Origin of the sequence: Pseudomonas sp. SJZ080, assembly GCF_007828295.1 — a bacterium.
Lineage (GTDB): Bacteria > Pseudomonadota > Gammaproteobacteria > Pseudomonadales > Pseudomonadaceae > Aquipseudomonas > Aquipseudomonas migulae_A.
The window spans coordinates 93,072-114,476 of record NZ_VIUK01000018.1; the positions used below are offsets into that span (position 1 = coordinate 93,072).

The following is a 21,405-nucleotide window of genomic DNA, read 5'->3' on the forward strand; positions in this document are numbered from 1 at the left end:
TGCCCACATCTACGGTCTGAACTACAAACGTCAGCGGCACGCCGCGATGAGGGATATGAAAATGCGCGTTATGGTCTTGGGTAGCGGCGTCATCGGTACCACTAGTGCTTATTATCTGGCGCGTGCCGGGTTCGAAGTGGTGGTGGTGGACCGTCAGCCGGCTGCGGCCATGGAGACCAGTTTCGCCAACGCCGGGCAGGTATCGCCAGGTTATGCCTCGCCGTGGGCCGCGCCGGGTGTGCCGCTCAAGGCCATCAAGTGGCTGCTGCAGCGCCACGCACCGCTGGCGATCAAGGCCACCGCCGACATCGACCAATACCTGTGGATGGCGCAGATGCTGCGCAACTGCACCGCCAGCCGTTATGCGGTGAACAAGGAGCGCATGGTCCGTCTGTCCGAGTACAGCCGTGACTGCCTCGACGAATTGCGCGCTGAAACCGGTATTGCCTACGAAGGCCGTAGTCTCGGCACGACCCAATTGTTCCGCACCCAGGCTCAACTGGATGGCGCCGCGAAAGACATCGCCGTGCTGAAAGAGTCCGGCGTGCCGTTCGAACTGCTCGACCGCGCCGGCATTGCCCGCGTTGAGCCGGCCCTGGCCAGCGTCACCGACATCCTTGCCGGTGCCTTGCGTCTGCCGAACGACCAGACGGGCGACTGCCAGATGTTCACCACCAAGCTTGCAGAAATGGCCGTGAAGCTGGGCGTGGAGTTCCGTTTTGGCCAAGACATTCAGAAGCTCGACTTCGCCGGTGACCGCATCAACGGCGTATGGATCGACGGCAAGCTGGAAACCGCAGACCGCTACGTTCTGGCACTCGGCAGCTACTCGCCGCAACTGCTCAAGCCGCTGGGCATCAAGGCGCCGGTTTATCCGCTCAAGGGGTACTCCCTGACCGTGCCGATCACCAACCCGGCGATGGCCCCGACTTCGACTATCCTCGACGAGACCTACAAGGTCGCGATCACCCGTTTCGACAACCGCATCCGCGTCGGCGGCATGGCGGAAATAGCCGGTTTTGACCTGTCGCTGAACCCGCGTCGGCGCGAAACCCTGGAGATGATCGTCAACGACCTCTATCCTCAGGGCGGCGATCTGACCCAGGCCAGTTTCTGGACCGGTCTGCGTCCGACCACCCCGGATGGCACGCCAATCGTGGGTGCCACCCCGTTCAAGAATCTGTTCCTGAACACCGGTCACGGCACGCTCGGCTGGACCATGGCATGCGGCTCCGGTCGCTTGCTGGCTGACCTGATGGCGAAGAAAACGCCGCAGATCAGCGCCGAAGGCCTCGATATCTCTCGTTATGGAAGTAAAACCCAGGAGTCCGCAAAACATGTCAATCCAGCGCCAGCTCACCAATGAGCGCATGAGCCAGATCGTTGCCCACAGCGGCACCGTTTATCTGGCAGGGCAAGTCGGCGACGACATGAGTGCCGGGATTGAACAGCAGACCCGTGAAACCCTTGCCAACATCGAGCGTTTGCTGGATCTGGCGGGCACCGACAAGCATCACTTGCTGTCGGTGACGATTTACCTGAAAGACATTGATGCGCACTTCGAAGGCATGAACGCGGTGTGGGACAAGTGGCTGCCAAAAGGCGTCGCCCCGGCCCGTGCGACGGTTGAATCGAAGCTGTGTGAACCGGAAATCCTGGTGGAGCTGTCAGTTGTAGCCGCTCTGCCATAAGCCTGTCAGAAAGATCCCTCTCCCGGTGCCGTTGGCGGTTAACGCCGTCAGCCAGCGCCGGTTTTTATTCCCATGACTGTCTAGAAGCCTGCCGCCATGCGTCCAGCCCGTGCCCTGATCGACCTTCAAGCCCTGCGCCACAACTACCAAATTGCCCGTGAAGTCACGGGTGCCAAGGCCCTCGCGGTGATCAAGGCCGATGCCTACGGGCACGGCGCGGTGCGTTGCGCCCAGGCGCTGGAAGCCCAGGCGGATGGTTTCGCCGTGGCGTGCATTGAAGAAGCACTGGAGCTGCGGGCTGCGGGCATTCGTGCGCCGGTGTTGTTGCTGGAAGGCTTTTTCGAAGCTGATGAGTTGGCGCTGATCGTCGAGCATGACTTCTGGTGCGTGGTGCATTCGCTGTGGCAGCTTGAAGCCATCGAGAAAGCCGCGCTGAGCAAGCCGATCACGGTGTGGCTCAAACTTGACTCAGGCATGCACCGGGTTGGTCTGCATCCAAAGGATTACCAGGCGGCCTATCAACGGCTGCTGGCCAGCGGCAAGGTGGCGAAGATCGTGCTGATGAGCCACTTCGCCCGTGCCGACGAGCTGCACAGCCAGGCCAGCACCGAGCAGGTGGCGGTTTTTGAAGCGGCACGCCAGGGCCTGTCCGCCGAGATCAGCCTGCGCAACTCACCGGCAGTGCTCGGTTGGCCGCAGATTCCAAGCGACTGGGTTCGCCCGGGCATCATGCTCTACGGTGCCACGCCGTTCGAAGAAGCCAACGCCGTAGCATCCCGCCTGCAACCGGTGATGACCCTGGAATCGAAAGTGATCTGCGTGCGTGAGCTGCCGGCTGGCGAGCCGATCGGTTACGGCGCGAAATTCATCACCCAGAAGCCAATGCGCGTTGGCGTGGTGGCGATGGGTTATGCCGATGGCTATCCGCGTCACGCGCCGACCGGTACGCCGGTGCTGGTTGCCGGGCAGCGCAGCCAATTGATTGGCCGGGTGTCGATGGACATGCTTTGTGTTGATTTGACCGATGTGCCGCAAGCGGGCCTCGGCTCGACCGTCGAGTTGTGGGGCAAAAATGTGCTCGCCAGCACGGTTGCGGAAGCGGCTGACACGATTCCTTACCAGATCTTCTGCAACCTGCGCCGGGTGCCGCTGCTCTATTCCGGGGCTTAGGCCCAGGCACTGCGCACCGGAAGTCGGCTCGCCGAACAGGATTCAGGCCAAAGTGTTGTAAATACTGAACGCTGTCGCCATGATAACGCTCAATATTCCTACAACCTGAATCCTGGAGGCGCAAGCTTGGACGTCGGTGAACGACTGCAATCCATCCGTAAGCTCAAAGGTCTTTCGCAGCGTGAGCTCGCCAAACGCGCGGGCGTCACCAACAGCACCATTTCGATGATCGAGAAGAACAGCGTCAGTCCCTCGATCAGCTCGCTGCGCAAGGTTCTGGGCGGGATTCCCATGTCCATGGTCGAGTTCTTCTCCGAAGAGATCCTGCAGGAAAAACCGACTCAGATCGTCTACAAGGCTAACGAGCTGATCGATATTTCCGATGGCGCAGTGACCATGAAACTGGTCGGTCGGGCGCACCCGAGCCGCGCCATTGCCTTCCTCAATGAAATCTACCCGCCAGGCGCCGACACCGGTGACGAGATGCTCACCCATGAGGGCGAGGAAACCGGGATTCTGGTGGAAGGACGTCTGGAGCTGGTGGTCGGGCTGGAAACTTTTGTGCTTGAAGCGGGTGATAGCTACTACTTTGAAAGTACCAAGCCACACCGTTTCCGTAATCCGTTCGATGCGCCGGCGCGACTAATCAGCGCAGCCACGCCAGCGAATTTCTAAGAGACGAGGCGTCCTGCCAGCACGGCAGCGACACTCGAAGGGTTTTTCCGCGGCGCAACAAGACCCCTTCGACTTTGGGGTTGTTTCAGTGCGGCGGGCTTACCGCTATACTTGCGCCCGCCTGCGAACCGTGGCCGTAGGCGTGACTAGCCACCATTGAGGGTGAACGCGTGAACCTAATTATGAAAATGCTGGCTGCACCAGCAACCGTATTGGCCCTATGGGCTGTCAGCGCTCAAGCTGCGACTAACGACGATATTGCCAAACGCCTTGAGCCAGTTGGCCAAGTCTGTGTGACGGGTCAAGAGTGCAAGGGGATGGAAGTCGCTGCCGCTACTGGCGGTGGTGGTGCCAAGGCACCTAAAGATGTGATTGCAAAACATTGCAATGCTTGCCACGGCACTGGCTTGCTGGGCGCGCCGAAAATCGGCGACAAGGCTGCCTGGAAAGAGCGCGCCGATCATCAGGGCGGCCTCGACGGCATCCTGGCCAAGGCCATTACCGGTATCAATGCGATGCCGCCTAAAGGTACCTGCGCCGACTGCTCCGACGATGAGCTGAAAGGTGCGATCAAAGAGATGTCCGGCCTGTAACACGCCCGCATCTTTCGCGAAAAGCCGCTTTCGAGCGGCTTTTTTGTGCCTGTCGTTCACGGACCTGTCGGCGCCGGCTTGCTGGCGATGAACGATCACACGGTTTAGCTGGTTAACCGCGGCGCCTGGATCGCCAGCAAGCCGGCTCCTACAGGTTTTGGGCAAATCACCGCCCGAGGCTGTTCATTGCAGCAAAGACCCGGCAAGCTCGGTCCAACCCCAATTCACGGAATGTAAGGGAGGATCAGATGGTGCAGCTGTGTTCTATCGAACAGGCGGTCGATGATGTGTTGGCGCGGTTGCCGGCGCACATCCACATGGGCCTGCCCCTCGGCCTGGGCAAACCCAACCACTTCGTCAACGCGCTGTATCAACGCGTTGCGCAACTGCCCGAGCGGCAGCTGACGATCTACACAGCGCTGTGCCTGGGTCGTCCTTCTCTGGGTGACGGTTTGCAAAAGCGCTTCCTTGAACCCTTCATCGAACGGGTTTTTGGCGACTATCCGGAACTGGATTTTCTCGCGGGCCTGCACAAGGACAACCTGCCGCCCAACATCCACGTTCATCAGTTTTTCATGCAGCCAGGCAGCCTGCTGCATAGCGCATCCGCTCAGCAGGATTACGTCAGCAGCAACTACAGCCACGCCGCGCGGGACATCAATGCCGCCGGTTTGAACCTGGTCGCGCAGCTGGTGGCCAGCCACAGCGAGCATCCCGATCGGCTAAGCCTGAGCTGTAACCCGGACATCACCCTCGACCTGTTCCCGATGATCGAGAAACGCCGGGCAGCGGGGGAGACGATCCTGCTCGTGGGCCAGGTGCACAACGACTTGCCGTACATGCCCGGCGACGCCGAAGTCGGCATCGACGCCTTCGACCTGCTGATCGACGAGAAAGACAACACCACATTGTTCTCCACCCCGAATATGCCCGTGGGTTTCCAGGACCACTTCATCGGCCTGCACGCCAGCACGCTGGTGCGCGATGGCGGCACGTTGCAGATCGGCATCGGTGCCATGGGTGACGCGCTGACGTCGGCGTTGCTGGCGCGGCAGGCTGACAACGAGGGTTACAAAGCACTGCTGGCGGACGTGAATCTCAGCCAGTGGGCACAGTTGATCGACCGTGAAGGCGGAATCGAACCCTTCGCCAAGGGCCTTTACGGTTGCAGCGAAATGTTCGTCAACGGCTTGTTGGTGCTGGCCGACGCCGGGATCGTGCGGCGCAAGGTCTACCCGGACGTGCCAACCCAGCAACAGGCGAATGCTGGCATGCTGGATGAGGCCGCGCAGACTGACGGCATTTCAGTGCATGGCGGATTTTTTCTCGGGCCACGCAGCTTTTACGAACGTCTTCGAGAGCTGCCCCAGAGCAAGCGGCTCGAATTCAACATGACCCGTATCAGCTACATCAACGAGCTCTACGGTCAGGAAGAGCTCAAACGCTTGCAACGACTGGATGCGCGCTTTATCAACACCGTGTTCACCATGACGTTGCTCGGTGCCGGCGTGGCCGATCAGCTCGAAAACGGGCGGGTGCTCAGCGGGGTTGGCGGGCAGTACAACTTCGTCGCACAGGGCCATGCGCTGGAGGGCGCGCGTTCGATTCTGTTGCTGCGCAGCTGGCGCGAGGCGGGCGGGGAGGTCAGTTCCAACATCGTCTGGGAATACGGTCATTGCACGATCCCGCGGCATCTGCGGGATATCGTGGTCACTGAGTACGGCATCGCCGATTTGCGCGGCAAGACCGATGCGGCAGTGATCGAGGCGTTGCTGAACATCAGCGACTCTCGGTTCCAGTCGGGGTTGATCGAGCAAGCGCAGAGCGTGGGCAAATTGCCGAAGAATTTCCGCCTCGATCCGCGTTTTGCGGACAACAGTCCGCAGCGATTGCAGGCGATTCAGGCGCGGCATCCGCAGTTGTTTCCGGAGTATCCGCTGGGGTGTGATTTCACGGCGCAAGAGCGGGACTTGTTGCGGGCGCTGAACTGGCTGAAGAGCAAGTTCAAGCTGGCGGAGATTCTGGAGTTGGGCAAGGCGGCGCTGGATGCGCCGGAACCGGCAGCGTTTCCCGAGCATCTGGAGCGCATGCAGCTGACCAACCCGGAAGGGTTGAAAGAGGACCTGTTTCAGCGACTGCTGCTCACCGGCCTCAAGGCCACCGCGCAATAACTGGCCACCCAAAAGCAACTGTAGGAGTGAGCCTGCTCGCGATTGAGGTGGATCAGTCGCTGATGACGTCGACTGACACGCCGCCTTCGCGAGTGGGTTTCGCTGTTTACAGCAACATTTGGTGACGCAGGAGGTTTCGCACACAGCTTCTAGCCCCTTCCTACATCGTTCTTTCCCGTGCGCTGATAGCTTTTCGGATTCTTGCGACTCGCTCACACCGTAACAAGCGCGTCGTAACCTTTTTTATCTCTCTGCTCAAGGATGGGCTAAAAAAGCAAAAGGATAAGCGCATGCTCGCACCCGCCAATGCCCCTCAATTCATCCTAACGATCCCCAACGTTCCCAACGATTTTAAAGTCCTGGCTTTTGAAGGCACTGAAACCATCAGCGCGTTGTATTCAATCAGCGTCGATCTGGTCAGCGAATACCCCGATATCGATCTGGAGAGCCTGCTTCACCAACCTGCATTTCTGCAATTCGGCCATAACGGCGAAGGTATTCACGGATACATCGAAGGTGTGTCCGAAGGTGATGTTGGTAAACGCCTGACCCGTTATCGAGTGCACCTGGTGCCGGCGCTGCACTACCTGCAGTTCAGTCAGGATCAGCGGATTTTTCAAAATCAGACCGTGCCGCAAATCATCGCTCAGGTCCTCAAAGGGCACGGCATTCACACCGATGCATTCACTTTCCACGTCAAAGCAAATCCCCCGCGTGAATACTGCACTCAATATCGGGAAAATGATTTGGAGTTTGTCCAGCGACTCTGCGCCGAGGACGGCATTGCGTGGCATCACCAGCACTCTTCGCAAGGCCATATGCTGGTGTTTACCGACGACCAGACATACTTCCCCAAACTGGGCGAAACCCTGTATCAGCAAGACTCCGGCATGGTCGCGGAGCATCCGGTCGTCAGCCTGTTTTCCATGGGTTTCAAAACCCGGCCCAGCATCGTTAGCCGCCGTGACTACGACCTGAAACGCCCGAACGCGTTGCTGGAAAGTCGCTTTACCGCTGAGTTCAGTCCCGAGCTGGAAGACTATAGCTACCCGCTACCATTAGAGAGCGAAAAACGCGGCAAAGAACTGGCCCGGCAGGCGCTGGAACGGCACCGAGTCGATTATCAGTTGGCCGAGGGCAAAAGCGACCAGCCAACACTGCGCAGCGGCCACTTTTTCAGCCTGACTAACTCCCCACACGAAACGTACAACGATCTCTGGCTACTGCTGAGCGTCACTCACACCGGCAAGCAACCTCAGGTGCTCCAGGAGTTCGCCACCAACACGACCAAAACTGAGGACGGCTTTGTTGAGGGCTACCGCAACAGCTTCAGTGCGATTCCCTGGGATGTGTTTTATCGGCCACCGACGCCGGCACCAAGACCCCTGCTGAATTGCCAGACCGCGCGCGTCACCGGGCCCGTCGGTGAGGAGATCTACTGCGACGAGTACGGCCGCGTCAAAGTCAAATTTCACTGGGACCGGTCTGAGCGCAACAACGAAAACAGCAGTTGCTGGCTGCGGGTAGCGTCAGGCTGGGCGGGGGATAACTTCGGCACTGTGATCATTCCGCGTATCGGAATGGAAGTGATCGTCACCTACCTCGAAGGCAATCCCGATAATCCGTTGGTAACCGGCTGCTTCATCAACAGGGTCACACTGCCGGCATACCCATTGCCCGAAAATAAAACCAAAACCGTACTTCGAACCCACAGCTCCCCCACCACGGGTGGCTACAACGAACTGTCGATGGACGATCGTGCTGGCGATGAGTTGGTGCACTTGCGTGCTCAGCGGGATATGGAGCAGAAGGTTGGAAATGACAGCCGGATTGAGGTGGGCAACGATCGGCGGGAAACCGTCAGGGGCAACAGCGTTACGGTGGTAGAAGGTGAGGAGCATCGAACTATTGGCGCAGACAGCAAGGTTCAACTCAACGCGAATGAATACCGGCAAGTTGCTGGGGACACTCATACGAAAGTCGGCGAAACGTTCGTTCTCGAAGTCGGCGAAGCAACGCACATCAAGGCGGGTACAAATATTGTGCTGCGTGCGGGAGCAACTCTTACGTTGGAGGCCGGGGGTCAAAGCGTCACAATCACTTCGGACGGCATTTTCAGCAGCAGCGGAATTCAGATGCGCAGTTTTCCAAATCCGGAAATGCCTGCTCAGATCGTACTGCTAAGCGATGGCACGGGCACGTTAGTTTCCAAAGAGGCTCCGCCCCCGGAAGTCCAAGACTCAGACGAACTGGAGGAGGAAGAAGAAGAGGTCGAAGCAGAAGAAGGGATTACTTTGCGGATTGGCGTGTTCTTTGATGGCACCGGGAATAATCGGTCCAACAGTGAAATGGTTGCCGGTTGTTATGCCAAGGATGTGAATCTGCTGGAGGAGGCTGAAGATATTCAGCAGTTTTGTCAGGCGAATGGGTATGACGGATTGGGGAATACGCCGGATAGCAGTTATGGGAATGACACGAGTAATGTGGCGAAGCTGTATACCCTGTACACCGATGACGGTCAGCGGCAACTGGCCGATGACGAAACCATAGGTTTCATCCCAGTTTATCTGGCTGGCATCGGTACTAGCAGTGGTGAAGGGGATTCACCTTTTTCACTAGCGACCGGCGCAGGTGCCCATGGCGTGCTGGCGAGAGTTGAGCAAAGTCCCTCGCTCATAAGACAAAAGCTTCGGCGGTTTCAGCTGATCAACCCTGGACGAAAAATTGAGCGTGTGGAGTTCGATGTTTTTGGCTTCAGTCGAGGAGCCGCCGCGGCTCGGCACTTCGCGAATGAAGTCATGAAGGGCAACCAAAGTACTCTGGCTTCGGCCCTGAAAGATGCACCCGGTTTTGTTGAGGGTTTTAACTGGCGCGCCAACACGGATGTCTCCATCAATTTTATCGGCATTTTCGACACCGCCGCCGCAGTAGGCAGCATGGCTGACGGCGACTTTAGCGTCCACGACGCCAATAACCCCGGTGTCAATTTGTACTTGGCGCCCGATGTGGCAAAAAAGGTCGTGCATTTGGTGGCGCGGGACGAGCGGCGCCACAACTTCTCACTCAACAGCGCGGGGACTGCCGATATCGTGATGCCTGGCGCCCACTCTGACTTGGGTGGCGGGTATGTCCCAAACTTCATCGAACGAATTCTGCTGAGCAAGCCGCGCTGCAGCCTCGATGTAGATTTTCACGTGCCTTCTACATCGTCAGCCGCGTATCGCTGGGCCCAGCAGGAGCTGGGTCGCCTTCAGGATCAACTCAATCTGTACGGGCTATCTCTGGACGTGAAAACCTGGGCGGTAGAGATTACTAGCAACGCTAAAGGCGACAGATCCAAATCGAAAAATGTTTATGCGGCAGTCCATAGCAAGCGGACTGTGTACAACGAACTGGCGTTGGTTTACCTGAGAATCATGCGCGAGTTGGGGTCCAGGCACGACGTCCCGTTCGCGGTAATTGACGAAGAGGACCAAACGTACGCGTTACCAACAGAGCTGAAACCGATTGCCGAAAAACTGATGGTTTATGCGTTGGGCGAAACACGTCGCGCCAGCTTGAGCCTCGACGAAGAGGAGCTGCTTTACCGCCGCTACATCCATCTGTCTGCCAACTGGAATGCGGCCAAAGGCTGGAACAACAGCGACCTGAACATCGTATTCATCAATCGCCCCGCCGATAACTATGAACGCGGGGTGCATCCCAATGAGTAAGCGCCCGTGGATGTTCAAATTAGGCTTTGCGCTGCTAACTGCGTTGTTGGAAGGATGTGCCTCTGTCGAGAGCAGATCATTACCTTACGATGCTTGGAGCCTCGATTTTTTTGCTCCTGACTATATGGAGGTCTGGATCGAAACTGCGGATGTCGTTGATATCAATGAGCAGGTGTTCAAGGGGGCGGGCAGCGGTATACCGGCTATGGGGTATCCGCGCGCGCTGAGCAAAGGCATACCGTCTGAGTTCAGAGGAAAACCAGCGGGATGGCGAGAAAATCCGGGAGGAAAGGGGCGGCATGTAACGGGGGCTGATCTACCCCGGTTGGTCTACGTACGTTGGCAGTCTATGGCCGAACCGCAAACCTACGAAGCCTACATCGAGATTACAGACCCAGTTAGACAGTTAATGCGCAAACGCGAGGAGGTATTTTGCGCGTTTGACGGCAAGGTCATAACGGACTATCGAGAACTGCTGGTGGTAGGCTTGGCCCCTGGAGGTATCGCCAAAGTCTGGGTAGGGGGACCCTGTTTGACGGCGATCGAAGTTACCCGTGCCCAAGGTACGATTAGTCCCAAAGGCCCCTACGGGGGGACGTCCAATGGAAAACATCGGCCGCTTTCAGAAGAGTCCAAAGCCTATGTCGAAAAGTTCGGAATCCCCTATGGAAGTTGGTAAGGGGTGCCAAGATCCCAATGATTAAACATCGCCTGAGAGTGCTTGTTTAAAAACCCTGTAGGTAACGTCGTGAAAGCTACAACACCTTGCGTCGTTGCCTACAGCTACGCCAGAATCCGCCGGCTTGTGCGCTTTGGGGTCGGTCGGTAACTTTATTCCTGTCACTGCTCATCAGTGATCGGGTTTAGTAGCCCGTTGCTGCCAAGTCGCACTATGCCTCTATCAGTCAGGATTCTTCCTGCACTCGATGGCGGCTGTGCGCAGGGCGCCCTCGGGCGCGCCGATTTCTTGGCTCATCGGTCTACTAACCTGTGCACAGCTGCCTCCCTTTCGTTTAGTAGCGAACGGGTTGCGGCCTCACCTTTAGAGGTTAGAGCCAATGGTCAAGATCACTCCAAATCCCCCGGACACCGACTCGGTGACTCAGGGTGAAAGCCCCGATTCAACTTTTAGAAACGATGCCGCCGAGCACGGCCGTCATCAAACCTTCTCACCATCCGAACCAACGTCACCAAAACGCAACGGTGACCTCTTCTGCGTCTCTCCAAACATCAACACCGAAGCCCTGCTCGCCAACGCATCGGAAGACCTGCTATCCATCAGCGCCATCGCCGCCGACCTCGCTGACGACGTGGACGGCTCACGCCGCTCTAAAGCCCTGGCGCTAAGCCGAATGGCCGACGGCGTGCATTTGTTGGTGGAGCGCGCGCTGGATCATCTGGACGATCCGGAGATGGCGGCAATCTTCGCCAAGCAACAAAGCCAGACCAACTGACGCGTAACTCAGAAAACCCCGATGGATGTCACCCCCATCGGGGTTTATGCCTGACAACGGTGAAACCACTCAGATGCGAGGAGTTGCCAAAAAGCTTCCGCCTCGATCCGCGTTTTGCCGACAACCGACCAGAACGTTTACAGGCGATTCAGGCGCGGCATCCGCAGTTGTTTCCGGAGTATCCGCTGGGGTCTGATTTCACGGCGCAAGAGCGGGACTTGTTGCGGGCGCTGAACTGGCTGAAGAGCAAGTTCAAGCTGACGGAGATTCTGGAGTTGGGCAAGGCGGCGCTGGATGCGCCGGAACCGGCAGCGTTTCCCGAGCATCTGGAGCGCATGCAGCTGACCAACCCGGAAGGGTTGAAAGAGGACCTGTTTCAGCGACTGCTGCTCACCGGCCTCAAGGCCACCGCGCAATAACAGCCAGCCCCAAACAACTGTAGGAGTCGGCTTGCTGGCGATAGCGGGGGATCAGTCAATATCGATGTTGGCTGATACCGCTATCGCCAGCAAGCCGGCTCCTGCAGTAGGAAGTTGTGTCAGCAAATTATTCGATAAAGGTCACAACGCCATCGGCCAGCGACTTGACGCGAGCCAACGACTCAACCCGATAACCCTGCGCATCCAGTTCCGCACGTCCGCCCTGGAACGACTTCTCGATCACAATCCCCAAACCGGCCACGGTCGCGCCGGCCTGTTTGATGATCGAGATCAGCGCTTGCGACGCCTTACCGTTGGCCAGAAAGTCATCGATGATCAGCACGCGGTCGCTGCTGGTCAGGTGGCGCGGGGAGATCGCCACGGTGCTTTCGGTCTGTTTGGTGAACGAGTAGACGGTCGCCGACAGCAGGTTTTCGGTCAGGGTCAGGGACTGGTGCTTGCGGGCGAAAATCACCGGCACGCCCAGATTCAGACCCGTCATGATCGCCGGGGCGATGCCCGAGGCTTCGATGGTGACGATCTTGGTGATGCCCGAGTCCTTGAACAGTGCAGCGAACTCGTCGCCGATCAGCTTCATCAGGGCCGGGTCGATCTGGTGGTTCAAAAAGGCGTCGACCTTCAGGACCTGATCGGAAAGCACGATGCCTTGTTCGCGAATTTTCTGGTGCAGTGCTTCCATGAAGCGTTCCTCTACTGGCGCCGTGTGCGCCTAGCTTGTCAAAAATGCTTGATTAAAAAGTATTCGGTTAAAAAGTGCTCAATTCTAGCGCTTTAACATCGCCCGTATATCAGCCAATGCGGTATTGCCGCGAACGGCTTTGACTTCGACGGGTGTGTCGTCGGTGCCTTCCCAGGCCAGGTCGTCCGGCGGCAATTCATCGAGGAAGCGGCTCGGCGCGCAATCGATGATCTCACCGTATTGCTTGCGCTTGGCCGCGAAGGTGAAGGCCAGCGTCTGACGTGCGCGGGTAATTCCGACGTAGGCCAGACGGCGTTCTTCTTCGATGGTGTCGGCTTCGATGCTGGAGCGGTGCGGGAGGATTTCCTCTTCCATGCCCATGATGAACACGTAAGGAAATTCCAGTCCCTTGGAGGCGTGCAAGGTCATCATCTGCACGCCTTCGGCACCGTCTTCCTCTTCCTGCTGACGTTCCAGCATGTCGCGCAGGACGAGTTTGCCGATGGCGTCCTCGACGGTCATCTCGCCTTCTTCGTCTTTCTCCAGGGTGTTTTTCAACGCCTCGATCAGGAACCAGACGTTACCCATGCGGTAGTCGGCGGCCTTGTCGCTGGAGCTGTTGGTGCGCAGCCAGTTCTCGTAGTCGATGTCCATGACCATGCTGCGCAGCGCCGAGATCGGATCTTCGCCGGCGCACTGCTCGCGGACCTTGTCCATGAAACGCTTGAAGCGCGACAGGCGATCGGTGAAGCGCGTGTCCAGATGCTCGCCCAGGCCGATCTCGTCGGTGGCGGCGTACATCGAGATTTTGCGTTCGGTGGCGTAGTTGCCGAGCTTTTCCAGGGTGGTCGAACCGATCTCCCGGCGTGGGACGTTGATCACTCGCAGGAAGGCGTTGTCGTCATCCGGGTTAACGATCAGGCGGAAGTAGGCCATCAGGTCTTTCACTTCCTGACGTCCGAAAAAGCTGTTGCCGCCGGACAGGCGATACGGAATCTGGTGGTGCTGCAGCTTCAGCTCGATCAGCTTGGCCTGGTAGTTACCGCGATACAGGATCGCGAAATCGCTGTATGGCCGGTCGGTGCGCAAGTGCAGGGTCAGCAGTTCCACGGCCACGCGCTCGGCTTCGGCGTCTTCGTTGCGGCAACGGATGACGCGGATCTCGTCGCCATGGCCCATCTCGCTCCACAGCTGCTTTTCGAATTCGTGCGGGTTGTTCGAGATCAGCACGTTGGCGCAACGCAGGATGCGGCTGGTGGAGCGGTAGTTCTGCTCCAGCATGACGACTTTCAGGGACGGGTAATCGTCCTTGAGCAGCATCAGGTTTTCCGGACGGGCGCCGCGCCAGGCGTAGATCGACTGGTCATCGTCGCCCACCACGGTGAACTGGTTGCGCGTGCCGATCAGCAACTTCACCAGCAAATACTGGCTGGCGTTGGTGTCCTGGTATTCGTCCACCAGCAGGTAGCGGACTTTGTTCTGCCACTTTTCAAGAATGTCGGCGTGTTCCTGGAACAGCTTCACCGGCAGCAGGATCAGGTCGTCGAAGTCCACCGCGTTGAACGCCTTGAGCGTGCGCTGATAGTGGGTGTAGACGATGGCGGCGGTCTGCTCCTTGGGGTTGCGCGCGTTTTCCAGGGCTTCGGCCGGCAGGATCAGGTCGTTTTTCCACGAGCCGATCATGTTCTTGATCTCGTCGACGCCGTCGTCGCCGGCGTATTCCTTCTGCATGATGTCGGTCATCAGGGCTTTGACGTCGGTCTCGTCGAAGATCGAGAAGCCCGGTTTGTAGCCCAGCCGCACGTGTTCCTTGCGGATGATGTTCAGGCCCAGGTTGTGGAAGGTGCACACTGTCAGGCCACGGCCTTCGCCGCCCTTGAGCAGGGTGCCGACGCGTTCCTTCATCTCGCGCGCGGCCTTGTTGGTAAAGGTCATGGCGACGATGTACTGGGCGCGGATGCCGCAGTTCTGGATCAAGTGCGCGATCTTGCGCGTGATCACGCTGGTCTTGCCGGAGCCTGCGCCGGCGAGCACCAAAAGAGGGCCGCCGACGTAGCTCACGGCTTCTTGCTGCCGGGGATTGAGTCGGGACATACGTAAATTCAGGAGTCAGTCACGAAATGGGCCGGCATTTTAACAGGCTCAGCGAATTGTGCTGCTCTCTCCGACTTGTGACGCAACACGCTATCTATATTTGCCGGTTTTGTTACTTTCACGCAGGATGCGCGATGAATTTGCGTCTAATGTTCGTAATTCCGGATACAAAGACCTCGTTTGATAACTGATGTCATTTGGTCATTGGTTATCGGCACGGCATAATGCCCGCCGCCTACATCATTGCAGAGTCTAGGGAGCTAGCTTGTCTACGCCTGTCGAACCCTTGCGTTTGCTGCTATTGGCCAATGAGCCAGATTGGGCAGCGTTGTTGCGCGAGTGTCTGGCTCCGATGGGGAGCTCGGCCGTGCTCATCAGCGCTCCGAGCTGGGAATCGGTCAGCACTCTGTTCGATGACAACCGCAGCGCGGTGTTGTTGACGATCCCGGCCCTTCAGCCGGCGCCGGGCCGTTGCAATTTGCCGACGGTGTTGCTGCTCGAACACGAGCCGCTGTTGCCGCCCGATGGCGTGAGCGACTGGTTGGTGCGCGAGCATCTCGACCCGGGCATGCTGCGCCGTTGCCTGCGGCATGTGCGTGAGCGCGGCGTGCTGGAGAACACTCTGCAGCGCCTGGCCGAGCAAGACCCGCTGACCGGCATCGCCAACCGCCAGGGTTTCCAGACCCTGCTGGCTGCGCGACTGGCAGAAAACGAAGGGCGCGGCCTGGCCCTCGGTCACCTTGACCTCGACAACTTCCGCCACGCCAACGACGCCCTCGGCCATCAGGCTGGCGACCGGTTGATACTGCAAGTGGTTGCGCGGCTGAAAAGCCAGCTCGAGGCTGGCGATCAATTGGCGCGGCTGGGCAGCGATGAGTTCGCCCTGCTGATCGACACCCGCCGTGCGCCACAACGCGCCGAGTGGATGGCCGAAAGAATCACCGAGGCGCTGGCCGAACCCTATTGGGTCGACGGCGAAAGCCTGTTGATCGGTTCCAGTCTGGGCATCGCCCACGCCCGCGCCCAGGCCGGCGCCGATCCGTTGATGTGGCATGCGCACATCGCCATGCAGCAGGCCAAGAGCACTCAAGGCTGCACCTTTCACATCTTCAACGAACGCATCAACCGTAATGCCCGCAGCATGGCCGATCTCGAAAGCGAGCTGCGCCGGGCATTGCGTCGCGATGAACTGGAACTGCATTACCAGCCACGCCTGAATCTCGAAGACGGCCAGATTGTCGGCCTCGAAGCCCTGGTGCGCTGGCGTCATGCCGAGCGTGGCTTGCTGCCGCCGAGCGAGTTCGTGCCACTGGCCGAGCAAAGCGGTTTGATCGTACCGCTCGGTTACTGGGTTATTTCCCGCGCGTTGCGCGACATGCAGGCGCTGCGTGAGCGCGGTTTGCCGGCGTTGCACATGGCGATCAACCTGTCATTCCGGCAGTTTCAGGACAGCCAGTTGCTCTCGACCCTGAGCCGGCTGATTGCCGAACGGGGCGTCGAGGCGCAATGGCTGGAATTCGAACTGACCGAAACCGCCGTCATGCGTCGCAGCGATCTGGTGAAGCAAACCATGGATGCCCTCGGGCGTCTGGGCGTGCGCTTCTCCCTCGACGACTTTGGCACCGGTTTTTCTTCGTTCGTGCACCTCAACAGCCTGCCGATTGCCTTGCTGAAGGTCGACAAGAGCTTCGTCGGCGGGATGGAAGGGCGCGAAGAGAACCGCAAGCTGGTCCACGCCATGATCAACCTGGCGCACAACCTCAACCTTGAAGTGGTCGCCGAGGGCGTGGAAACGCCCGAGCAGCTGGATCTGTTGCGCGGGTTTGGCTGTGATCAGGTGCAAGGGTATCTGATCAGCAAGCCGTTGCCGTTGGTGGAACTGGTGGATTATCTGACGTTTGGCAGCAGCCAGCAGCCGATGATGGAAATCGTGAGCTGACCCCGCACAAATGTGGGAGCGGGCTTGCTCGCGAAGACGGTGTGTCAGTCAACGTTGATATCAACTGACACGGCCCCTTCACGAGCAAGCCCACTCCTACAGGGATCTTCAGTCTGGCTGAGCGACCTCGAAACGCTGCGAAGATGGCTCCCGCCGAATCATCCGCTTCATCTTCCACTCAAACGCCAGTGTCAGGCTTACCGCCGCGCATGCCAGTCCCAGCGCCAACCCCCACCAGACGCCCGTCGGCCCCCAGTTCAAATGGAAGGCCATCCACCATGCGGCAGGCGCGCCAATCAGCCAGTAGCAGCCCAGCCCGACCAGGAACGTGGTCTTGGCGTCCTTGAGTCCGCGAATGCAGCCCATGGCGATGGTTTGTGTACCGTCGAACAGCTCGAACCACGCCGCCACCGCCAGCAGGCTCACAGCCAGTTCGATGACGGGCCGGAAAGCCGGGTCGTTGTGGTCCAGGAACAGGCCGATCAACTGATTGGGTAGCAGCCAGAAGACCATCGCGAACCCGAGCATCGCCGCCGCGCCGAACGCGATCCCGACCCGTCCGGCCAGTCGTGCATCCAACAGCTGCCCGGCGCCGTAATGCTGGCCGATGCGCATGGTGATCGCGTAGGAAAGCCCCGCCGGAATCATGAACGCCACCGAGACGATCTGCAGCGCAATCTGGTGCGCGCCCAGTTGCGTACTGCCCATGGTGCCCATGCACAACGCGGCGAAGGCAAACAGTCCGACTTCCACGGCATAGGTGCCGCCAATTGGCAGGCCCAGGCGCCACAACTCTTTCAGATACTGCCGGTTAGGCCGCGACAGGCCCTGGCGCAGCGGATACGCGTCGTACGCCGGATGCCGCCGAATGTGCAGCGCCAACGCCAGAGCCATGAGATTAGCGACAATCGCCGTGACCAGACCGATGCCCACCAGGCCCATTTTCGGCAGGCCGAACATTCCGGTAATCAACGCATAGTTGAGTACGAAGTTGGCCACCGTACCGCCGAGACTGATGACCATCACCGGCGTCGCACGGCCGATGGCGCTGGTGAAACCGCGCAGGGCCATGAAGCTCAGGTAGCCGGGCAGGGCGAACGGCAGGATCAACAGGAACTGACCGGCCGCCTGGACGTTGGTTTCGGTCTGGCCGAACAGCAACAATACCGGTTTGAGGTTCCACAGCAGCAAACCGGCGACCAGCGCCATCAGCCACGCCAGCCACAATCCGGCCTGGGTCAGCCGCGCCGCGCCGACGATATCGCCCGCGCCCTGACGGATCGCCACCAGGGTGCCGACCGCCGCGATGACGCCGATGCAAAAGATCGACACGAATGAATAGGTCGCCGCGCCGAGACCGCCGCCAGCCAATGCTTCGGGACTCAGGCGCGCCATCATCAAGGTGTCGGTGAGAACCATCAGCATGTGCGCCAACTGCGAGGCAATCAACGGCCCCGCCAGCCGCAGGATGGCCCAGAGTTCAATACGCGCTGGATGCTGCATGGTCATCACGCTCGATGGTCAAAGAGAACAGGAAAGCGTCGATTCTCGGCGCTCTGCGGGGTTTGCACAAAGGGATAAAAAGGATGGGTAGCATGATTAAAACTCATCCTGGGGAGATTCTGATAAGTTGACGCCATTGCGCTATAGGAGCTTTCCGCATGTCTCGTCGTCTTCCTCCCCTGTATGCCCTTCGTGCATTCGAAGCGGCGGCGCGGCATAGCTCGTTCACCCGTGCGGCCGAAGAGTTGTCGATTACGCAGAGTGCGGTCAGTCGACACATTCGTACGCTCGAAGAGCACTTTGCCTGTCGGCTGTTTCATCGCAGCGGGCGCAATCTGCAACTGACCGAGTCGGCGCGCCTGATCCTGCCGGGCATCCGCGAAGGCTTCACGGCACTTGAACGCGCCTGCAATACCTTGCGCGCCGAAGATGACATCCTGCGCATGAAAGCCCCGTCGACCCTGACCATGCGCTGGTTGCTGGCGCGGCTCAGCCGTTTCCGCCATCTGCAACCGGGCAACGAAGTGCAACTGACCAGCGCCTGGATGGACGTCGACTCGGTGGACTTCAACCATGAGCCGTTCGACTGCGCCGTAATCCTCAGCAACGGGCATTTTCCGCCGGACTGGGAGGCGAGTTTCCTGTTCCCCGAGGAGCTGATTCCGGTGGGCGCGCCGAATCTTCTGAAGGATCAACCGTGGGATGTCGCACGCCTGGCCAATGCCGAGCTCCTGCACCCGACGCCGGACCGGCGTGACTGGCGCAACTGGCTGGAGCGCATGGGGTTGACCGATCAGGTGTCGCTCAAGGGCGGGCAGGTGTTCGATACGCTTGAACTGGGGATGATTGCTGCCGCCCGGGGTTATGGCGTGTCGATGGGCGATCTTTTGATGGTGGCCGAGGATGTGGCGCAGGGCCGTCTGAGTTTGCCGTGGCCGACTGCCGTCGCCAGCGGTGAGAATTATTACCTCGTCTGGCCGAAAACACGCCCCGGAGGTGAACGTTTGCGCCGCCTCAGCGATTTCCTCCAGGGCGAAGCCCTTGCGATGAAATTGCCGGATGTCGAGCACCTGAGCTGAATCGTTAGAGCCATCGGGATAGAGGCTTTGTGCTATATCCCGGTTGATTACTCAAGTATTCAGGTTTGCCGCCGAAAATCTGCAGATGGAACCTTCGTGCAGGTTCGACGCAATTCCCATTATTAGAAAATTTGCCGAGCAGCCGATCAATGAAGATCCGGTCACTTGGCCAGGAGCTGTCATGTCTCAACCTCGTGCCCGGATTGCCTCACAGCTTGGTCTTGCACTCGCCGTCATTCTGGCGATTGTCATCAGCGGCAGCACCGTGTTTGCCTTGCGCTCGCTGGACTCGGCCAACCTCGCTACCCGCGAGGAGCACCTGGCCAGCGAAGCTCGTTTGCTGGCCGACCAGTTGAGTACGTTTCACGGCACGTTGCGTGAAAGTACCCAGCGTCTGGCCGGCCTGTTCGAGAAGCGCTTCAGCGCGGGTCTGAGCGTGCACCCGGACGAGCCGGTGGCCGTGGCGGGCACGCAGACCCCGGGCTTGCACCTGGGCAGTGAAGTGCTGAACAACAACTTCAAGGAAGTGGACGAGTTCAAGCAAATGACCGCAGGCGTTGCGACGGTGTTCGTGCGCAGTGGTGATGAGTTCATTCGAGTCAGTACGAACGTAACTAAACAAGACGGCAGCCGCGCCATTGGCACGTTGCTCGATCACGCGAACCCGGCTTACGCGCGCCTGTTGGCGGGGCAAAACTACGTGGGCCGAGCTTTGCTGTTCGAACGCTTCTACATGTCGCAGTACACGCCTGTACGTGACAGCAGCGGTAAGGTCATTGCCGTGTTGTACGTAGGATTCGATTACACCGACGCTCAGAACGCACAGTTTGCCAACCTCACACGCTTCCGCATCGGGCAGACCGGTTCTTTGGCATTGCTCGATGAGCAGAACAAATGGCTGGTACCCATTGCGGGGGTGCAAGCACCGGAGCAAGCGGTCAAGCCGATCAACAGCCTGGTCAAGACGCCGGGTAAAGGTGAATTCTGGAGCGACAAGTCCGAAGATTTCTACAGCATTGCCGTGCCATTTGAAGGCGGGCCGTGGTCGGTCGTGGCGAGCATGCCGAAAAGCGAAATCCGTGCTGTAACCTGGGCTGTCGGCATTCAATTGGCCATTGGCAGCCTGCTGGCGATGTTGATCGCTGTGGGCTCCGCCGTCTGGTTGCTGCGCAGTAAGCTCGCGCCGCTGGGCGATCTGGTGCGTCAGGCCGAAGCCCTGGGGGCTGGTGATCTGAGCGTGCGTCTGGACGTGTCGAGCAACGACGAAATCGGTCAGCTGGCCCGCGCTTTCAACCAGATGAGCCAGGCGCTGTCGACAATGGTCGAGCACATCCGCAAGGCCTCGCAAGAGGTCAACAGCCGTGCCCAGGCGCTGTCGGGTCTGTCGGGTGGCGCCTATGAAGGCATGGAGCAGCAGTCCGGCGAAATCACCAGCATGGCCGGCGCCGTGGAAGAGTTCAGCGCCACGTCGCTGAATATTGCCGACAACATGGGCAACACCCAACGCCTGGCTCAGGAAAATGCACAACAAACCCAGATCGGTCGTACATCGATGGACGAAGCGTCCTCGTCCCTGGAGCAGATTGCCGGTGCACTGAACAGCACTGCCACGGTGATCAACACCTTGGGTCAGCGTTCTCAGGAAATCGGCGGGATTGTCGGGGTGATCACTTCGATTGCCGAGCAGACCAACTTGCTGGCGCTCAATGCCGCCATCGAAGCGGCGCGTGCCGGTGAGCAGGGTCGTGGGTTTGCGGTGGTGGCTGACGAGGTGCGCAACCTGGCTTCGCGTACTCGCCAGGCGACCGACGAGATTTCCGGGATGATCCAAAGCATCCAGCAAGAAACCGGCAACGCCATCAGCACCATGGAGCAGGGCAATGTGCTGATGCAGGAAGGCCTGTCGCGTAACGCCAACGTCGCTTCCGCGCTGGCGCGGATCGATGAGCAAAGCCGTTCTGCTGGCGAGCAGTTCGCAGCGATCACCACGGCGACCCAGGAGCAGAGCAGCACCGCGACATTGCTCAGCAGCAATTTGCAGAGCATTGCGCTGGCGAACAGTGAGCAGCGGGAAGTGGTGTCGAACCTGGCGGTGACGGCCAAAGAGCTGGAGAGCCTGGCGGCGGATTTGCGCCAGGAGGTTGACCGCTTTCGTTGAGGTGCCTTTGAAATAGCTATCGCGAGCAGGCTTGCTCCGACAGGTT

15 protein-coding genes and 1 pseudogene are annotated in these 21,405 nt (G+C 59.1%); 13 read left to right on the top strand and 3 right to left on the bottom strand.

Features of this window, described 5'->3' with window-relative positions; all coding sequences use genetic code 11:
* Positions 1-61 precede the first annotated feature (61 nt).
* The 10 genes and pseudogenes from dadA to FBY04_RS21950 all read left to right on the top strand — a co-directional run.
* Positions 62-1,366, top strand: coding sequence for a D-amino acid dehydrogenase (gene dadA, locus FBY04_RS21905; RefSeq protein ID WP_145316841.1), 1,305 nt, complete (start codon positions 62-64; stop codon positions 1,364-1,366).
* Complete coding sequence (locus FBY04_RS21910; protein WP_084317782.1) at positions 1,338-1,691, top strand: RidA family protein; 354 nt, start codon at positions 1,338-1,340, stop codon at positions 1,689-1,691. The genes dadA and FBY04_RS21910 overlap by 29 nt, the downstream gene beginning before the upstream one ends.
* 96 nt (positions 1,692-1,787) lie before the next feature.
* Positions 1,788-2,861, top strand: coding sequence for an alanine racemase (gene alr / locus FBY04_RS21915; protein ID WP_084317783.1), 1,074 nt, complete (start codon positions 1,788-1,790; stop codon positions 2,859-2,861).
* A gap of 126 nt (positions 2,862-2,987) precedes the next feature.
* Positions 2,988-3,536 carry a cupin domain-containing protein gene (locus FBY04_RS21920; protein WP_007947433.1) on the top strand — a complete coding sequence of 183 codons (549 nt, stop codon included), beginning with the start codon at positions 2,988-2,990 and terminating at the stop codon, positions 3,534-3,536.
* Between the two features lie 182 nt (positions 3,537-3,718).
* A complete protein-coding gene (locus tag FBY04_RS21925; protein ID WP_084317784.1) occupies positions 3,719-4,129 on the top strand; it encodes a cytochrome c5 family protein in 411 nt (136 codons plus the stop codon).
* 248 nt (positions 4,130-4,377) lie between these two features.
* Positions 4,378-6,300: an acetyl-CoA hydrolase/transferase C-terminal domain-containing protein gene (locus FBY04_RS21930; protein WP_145316843.1), complete on the top strand. Its 1,923-nt coding sequence runs from the start codon at positions 4,378-4,380 to the stop codon at positions 6,298-6,300.
* Between the two features lie 290 nt (positions 6,301-6,590).
* Entirely contained in the window at positions 6,591-10,013 is a 3,423-nt protein-coding gene (tssI, locus tag FBY04_RS21935) for a type VI secretion system tip protein TssI/VgrG (RefSeq protein ID WP_145316845.1), read from the top strand.
* Positions 10,006-10,692, top strand: coding sequence for a DUF2931 family protein (locus FBY04_RS21940; protein ID WP_256667113.1), 687 nt, complete (start codon positions 10,006-10,008; stop codon positions 10,690-10,692). Before tssI ends, FBY04_RS21940 begins: the two co-directional genes overlap by 8 nt.
* Before the next feature lie 379 nt (positions 10,693-11,071).
* A complete protein-coding gene (locus FBY04_RS21945) occupies positions 11,072-11,467 on the top strand; it encodes a DUF6124 family protein (RefSeq protein WP_145316847.1) in 396 nt (131 codons plus the stop codon).
* 80 nt (positions 11,468-11,547) lie between these two features.
* Positions 11,548-11,886: pseudogene (locus tag FBY04_RS21950) on the top strand (acetyl-CoA hydrolase); the annotation flags it as partial.
* A 127-nt stretch (positions 11,887-12,013) separates the two neighbouring features.
* On the opposite strand, the gene FBY04_RS21955 reads toward FBY04_RS21950, so the two are convergent.
* Both FBY04_RS21955 and rep read right to left on the bottom strand, forming a co-directional pair.
* Entirely contained in the window at positions 12,014-12,586 is a 573-nt protein-coding gene (locus FBY04_RS21955) for a xanthine phosphoribosyltransferase (protein ID WP_084317786.1), read from the bottom strand.
* 84 nt (positions 12,587-12,670) lie between these two features.
* Entirely contained in the window at positions 12,671-14,680 is a 2,010-nt protein-coding gene (rep, locus tag FBY04_RS21960) for a DNA helicase Rep (RefSeq protein ID WP_017341457.1), read from the bottom strand.
* Positions 14,681-14,945: 265 nt separating this feature from the next.
* Between rep and FBY04_RS21965 the strand changes: the two genes are divergently transcribed.
* Positions 14,946-16,619: a bifunctional diguanylate cyclase/phosphodiesterase gene (locus FBY04_RS21965; RefSeq protein WP_084317787.1), complete on the top strand. Its 1,674-nt coding sequence runs from the start codon at positions 14,946-14,948 to the stop codon at positions 16,617-16,619.
* A 108-nt stretch (positions 16,620-16,727) separates the two neighbouring features.
* On the opposite strand, the gene FBY04_RS21970 is transcribed toward FBY04_RS21965, so the two are convergent.
* Positions 16,728-18,122, bottom strand: coding sequence for a NorM family multidrug efflux MATE transporter (locus FBY04_RS21970; RefSeq protein WP_084317788.1), 1,395 nt, complete (start codon positions 18,120-18,122; stop codon positions 16,728-16,730).
* 158 nt (positions 18,123-18,280) lie between these two features.
* On the opposite strand from FBY04_RS21970, the gene FBY04_RS21975 reads away from it, so the two are divergent.
* Both FBY04_RS21975 and FBY04_RS21985 read left to right on the top strand, forming a co-directional pair.
* Entirely contained in the window at positions 18,281-19,201 is a 921-nt protein-coding gene (locus tag FBY04_RS21975; protein WP_084317789.1) for a LysR substrate-binding domain-containing protein, read from the top strand.
* A 181-nt stretch (positions 19,202-19,382) separates the two neighbouring features.
* Complete coding sequence (locus tag FBY04_RS21985) at positions 19,383-21,359, top strand: methyl-accepting chemotaxis protein (protein WP_084317790.1); 1,977 nt, start codon at positions 19,383-19,385, stop codon at positions 21,357-21,359.
* Positions 21,360-21,405: the final 46 nt, after the last annotated feature.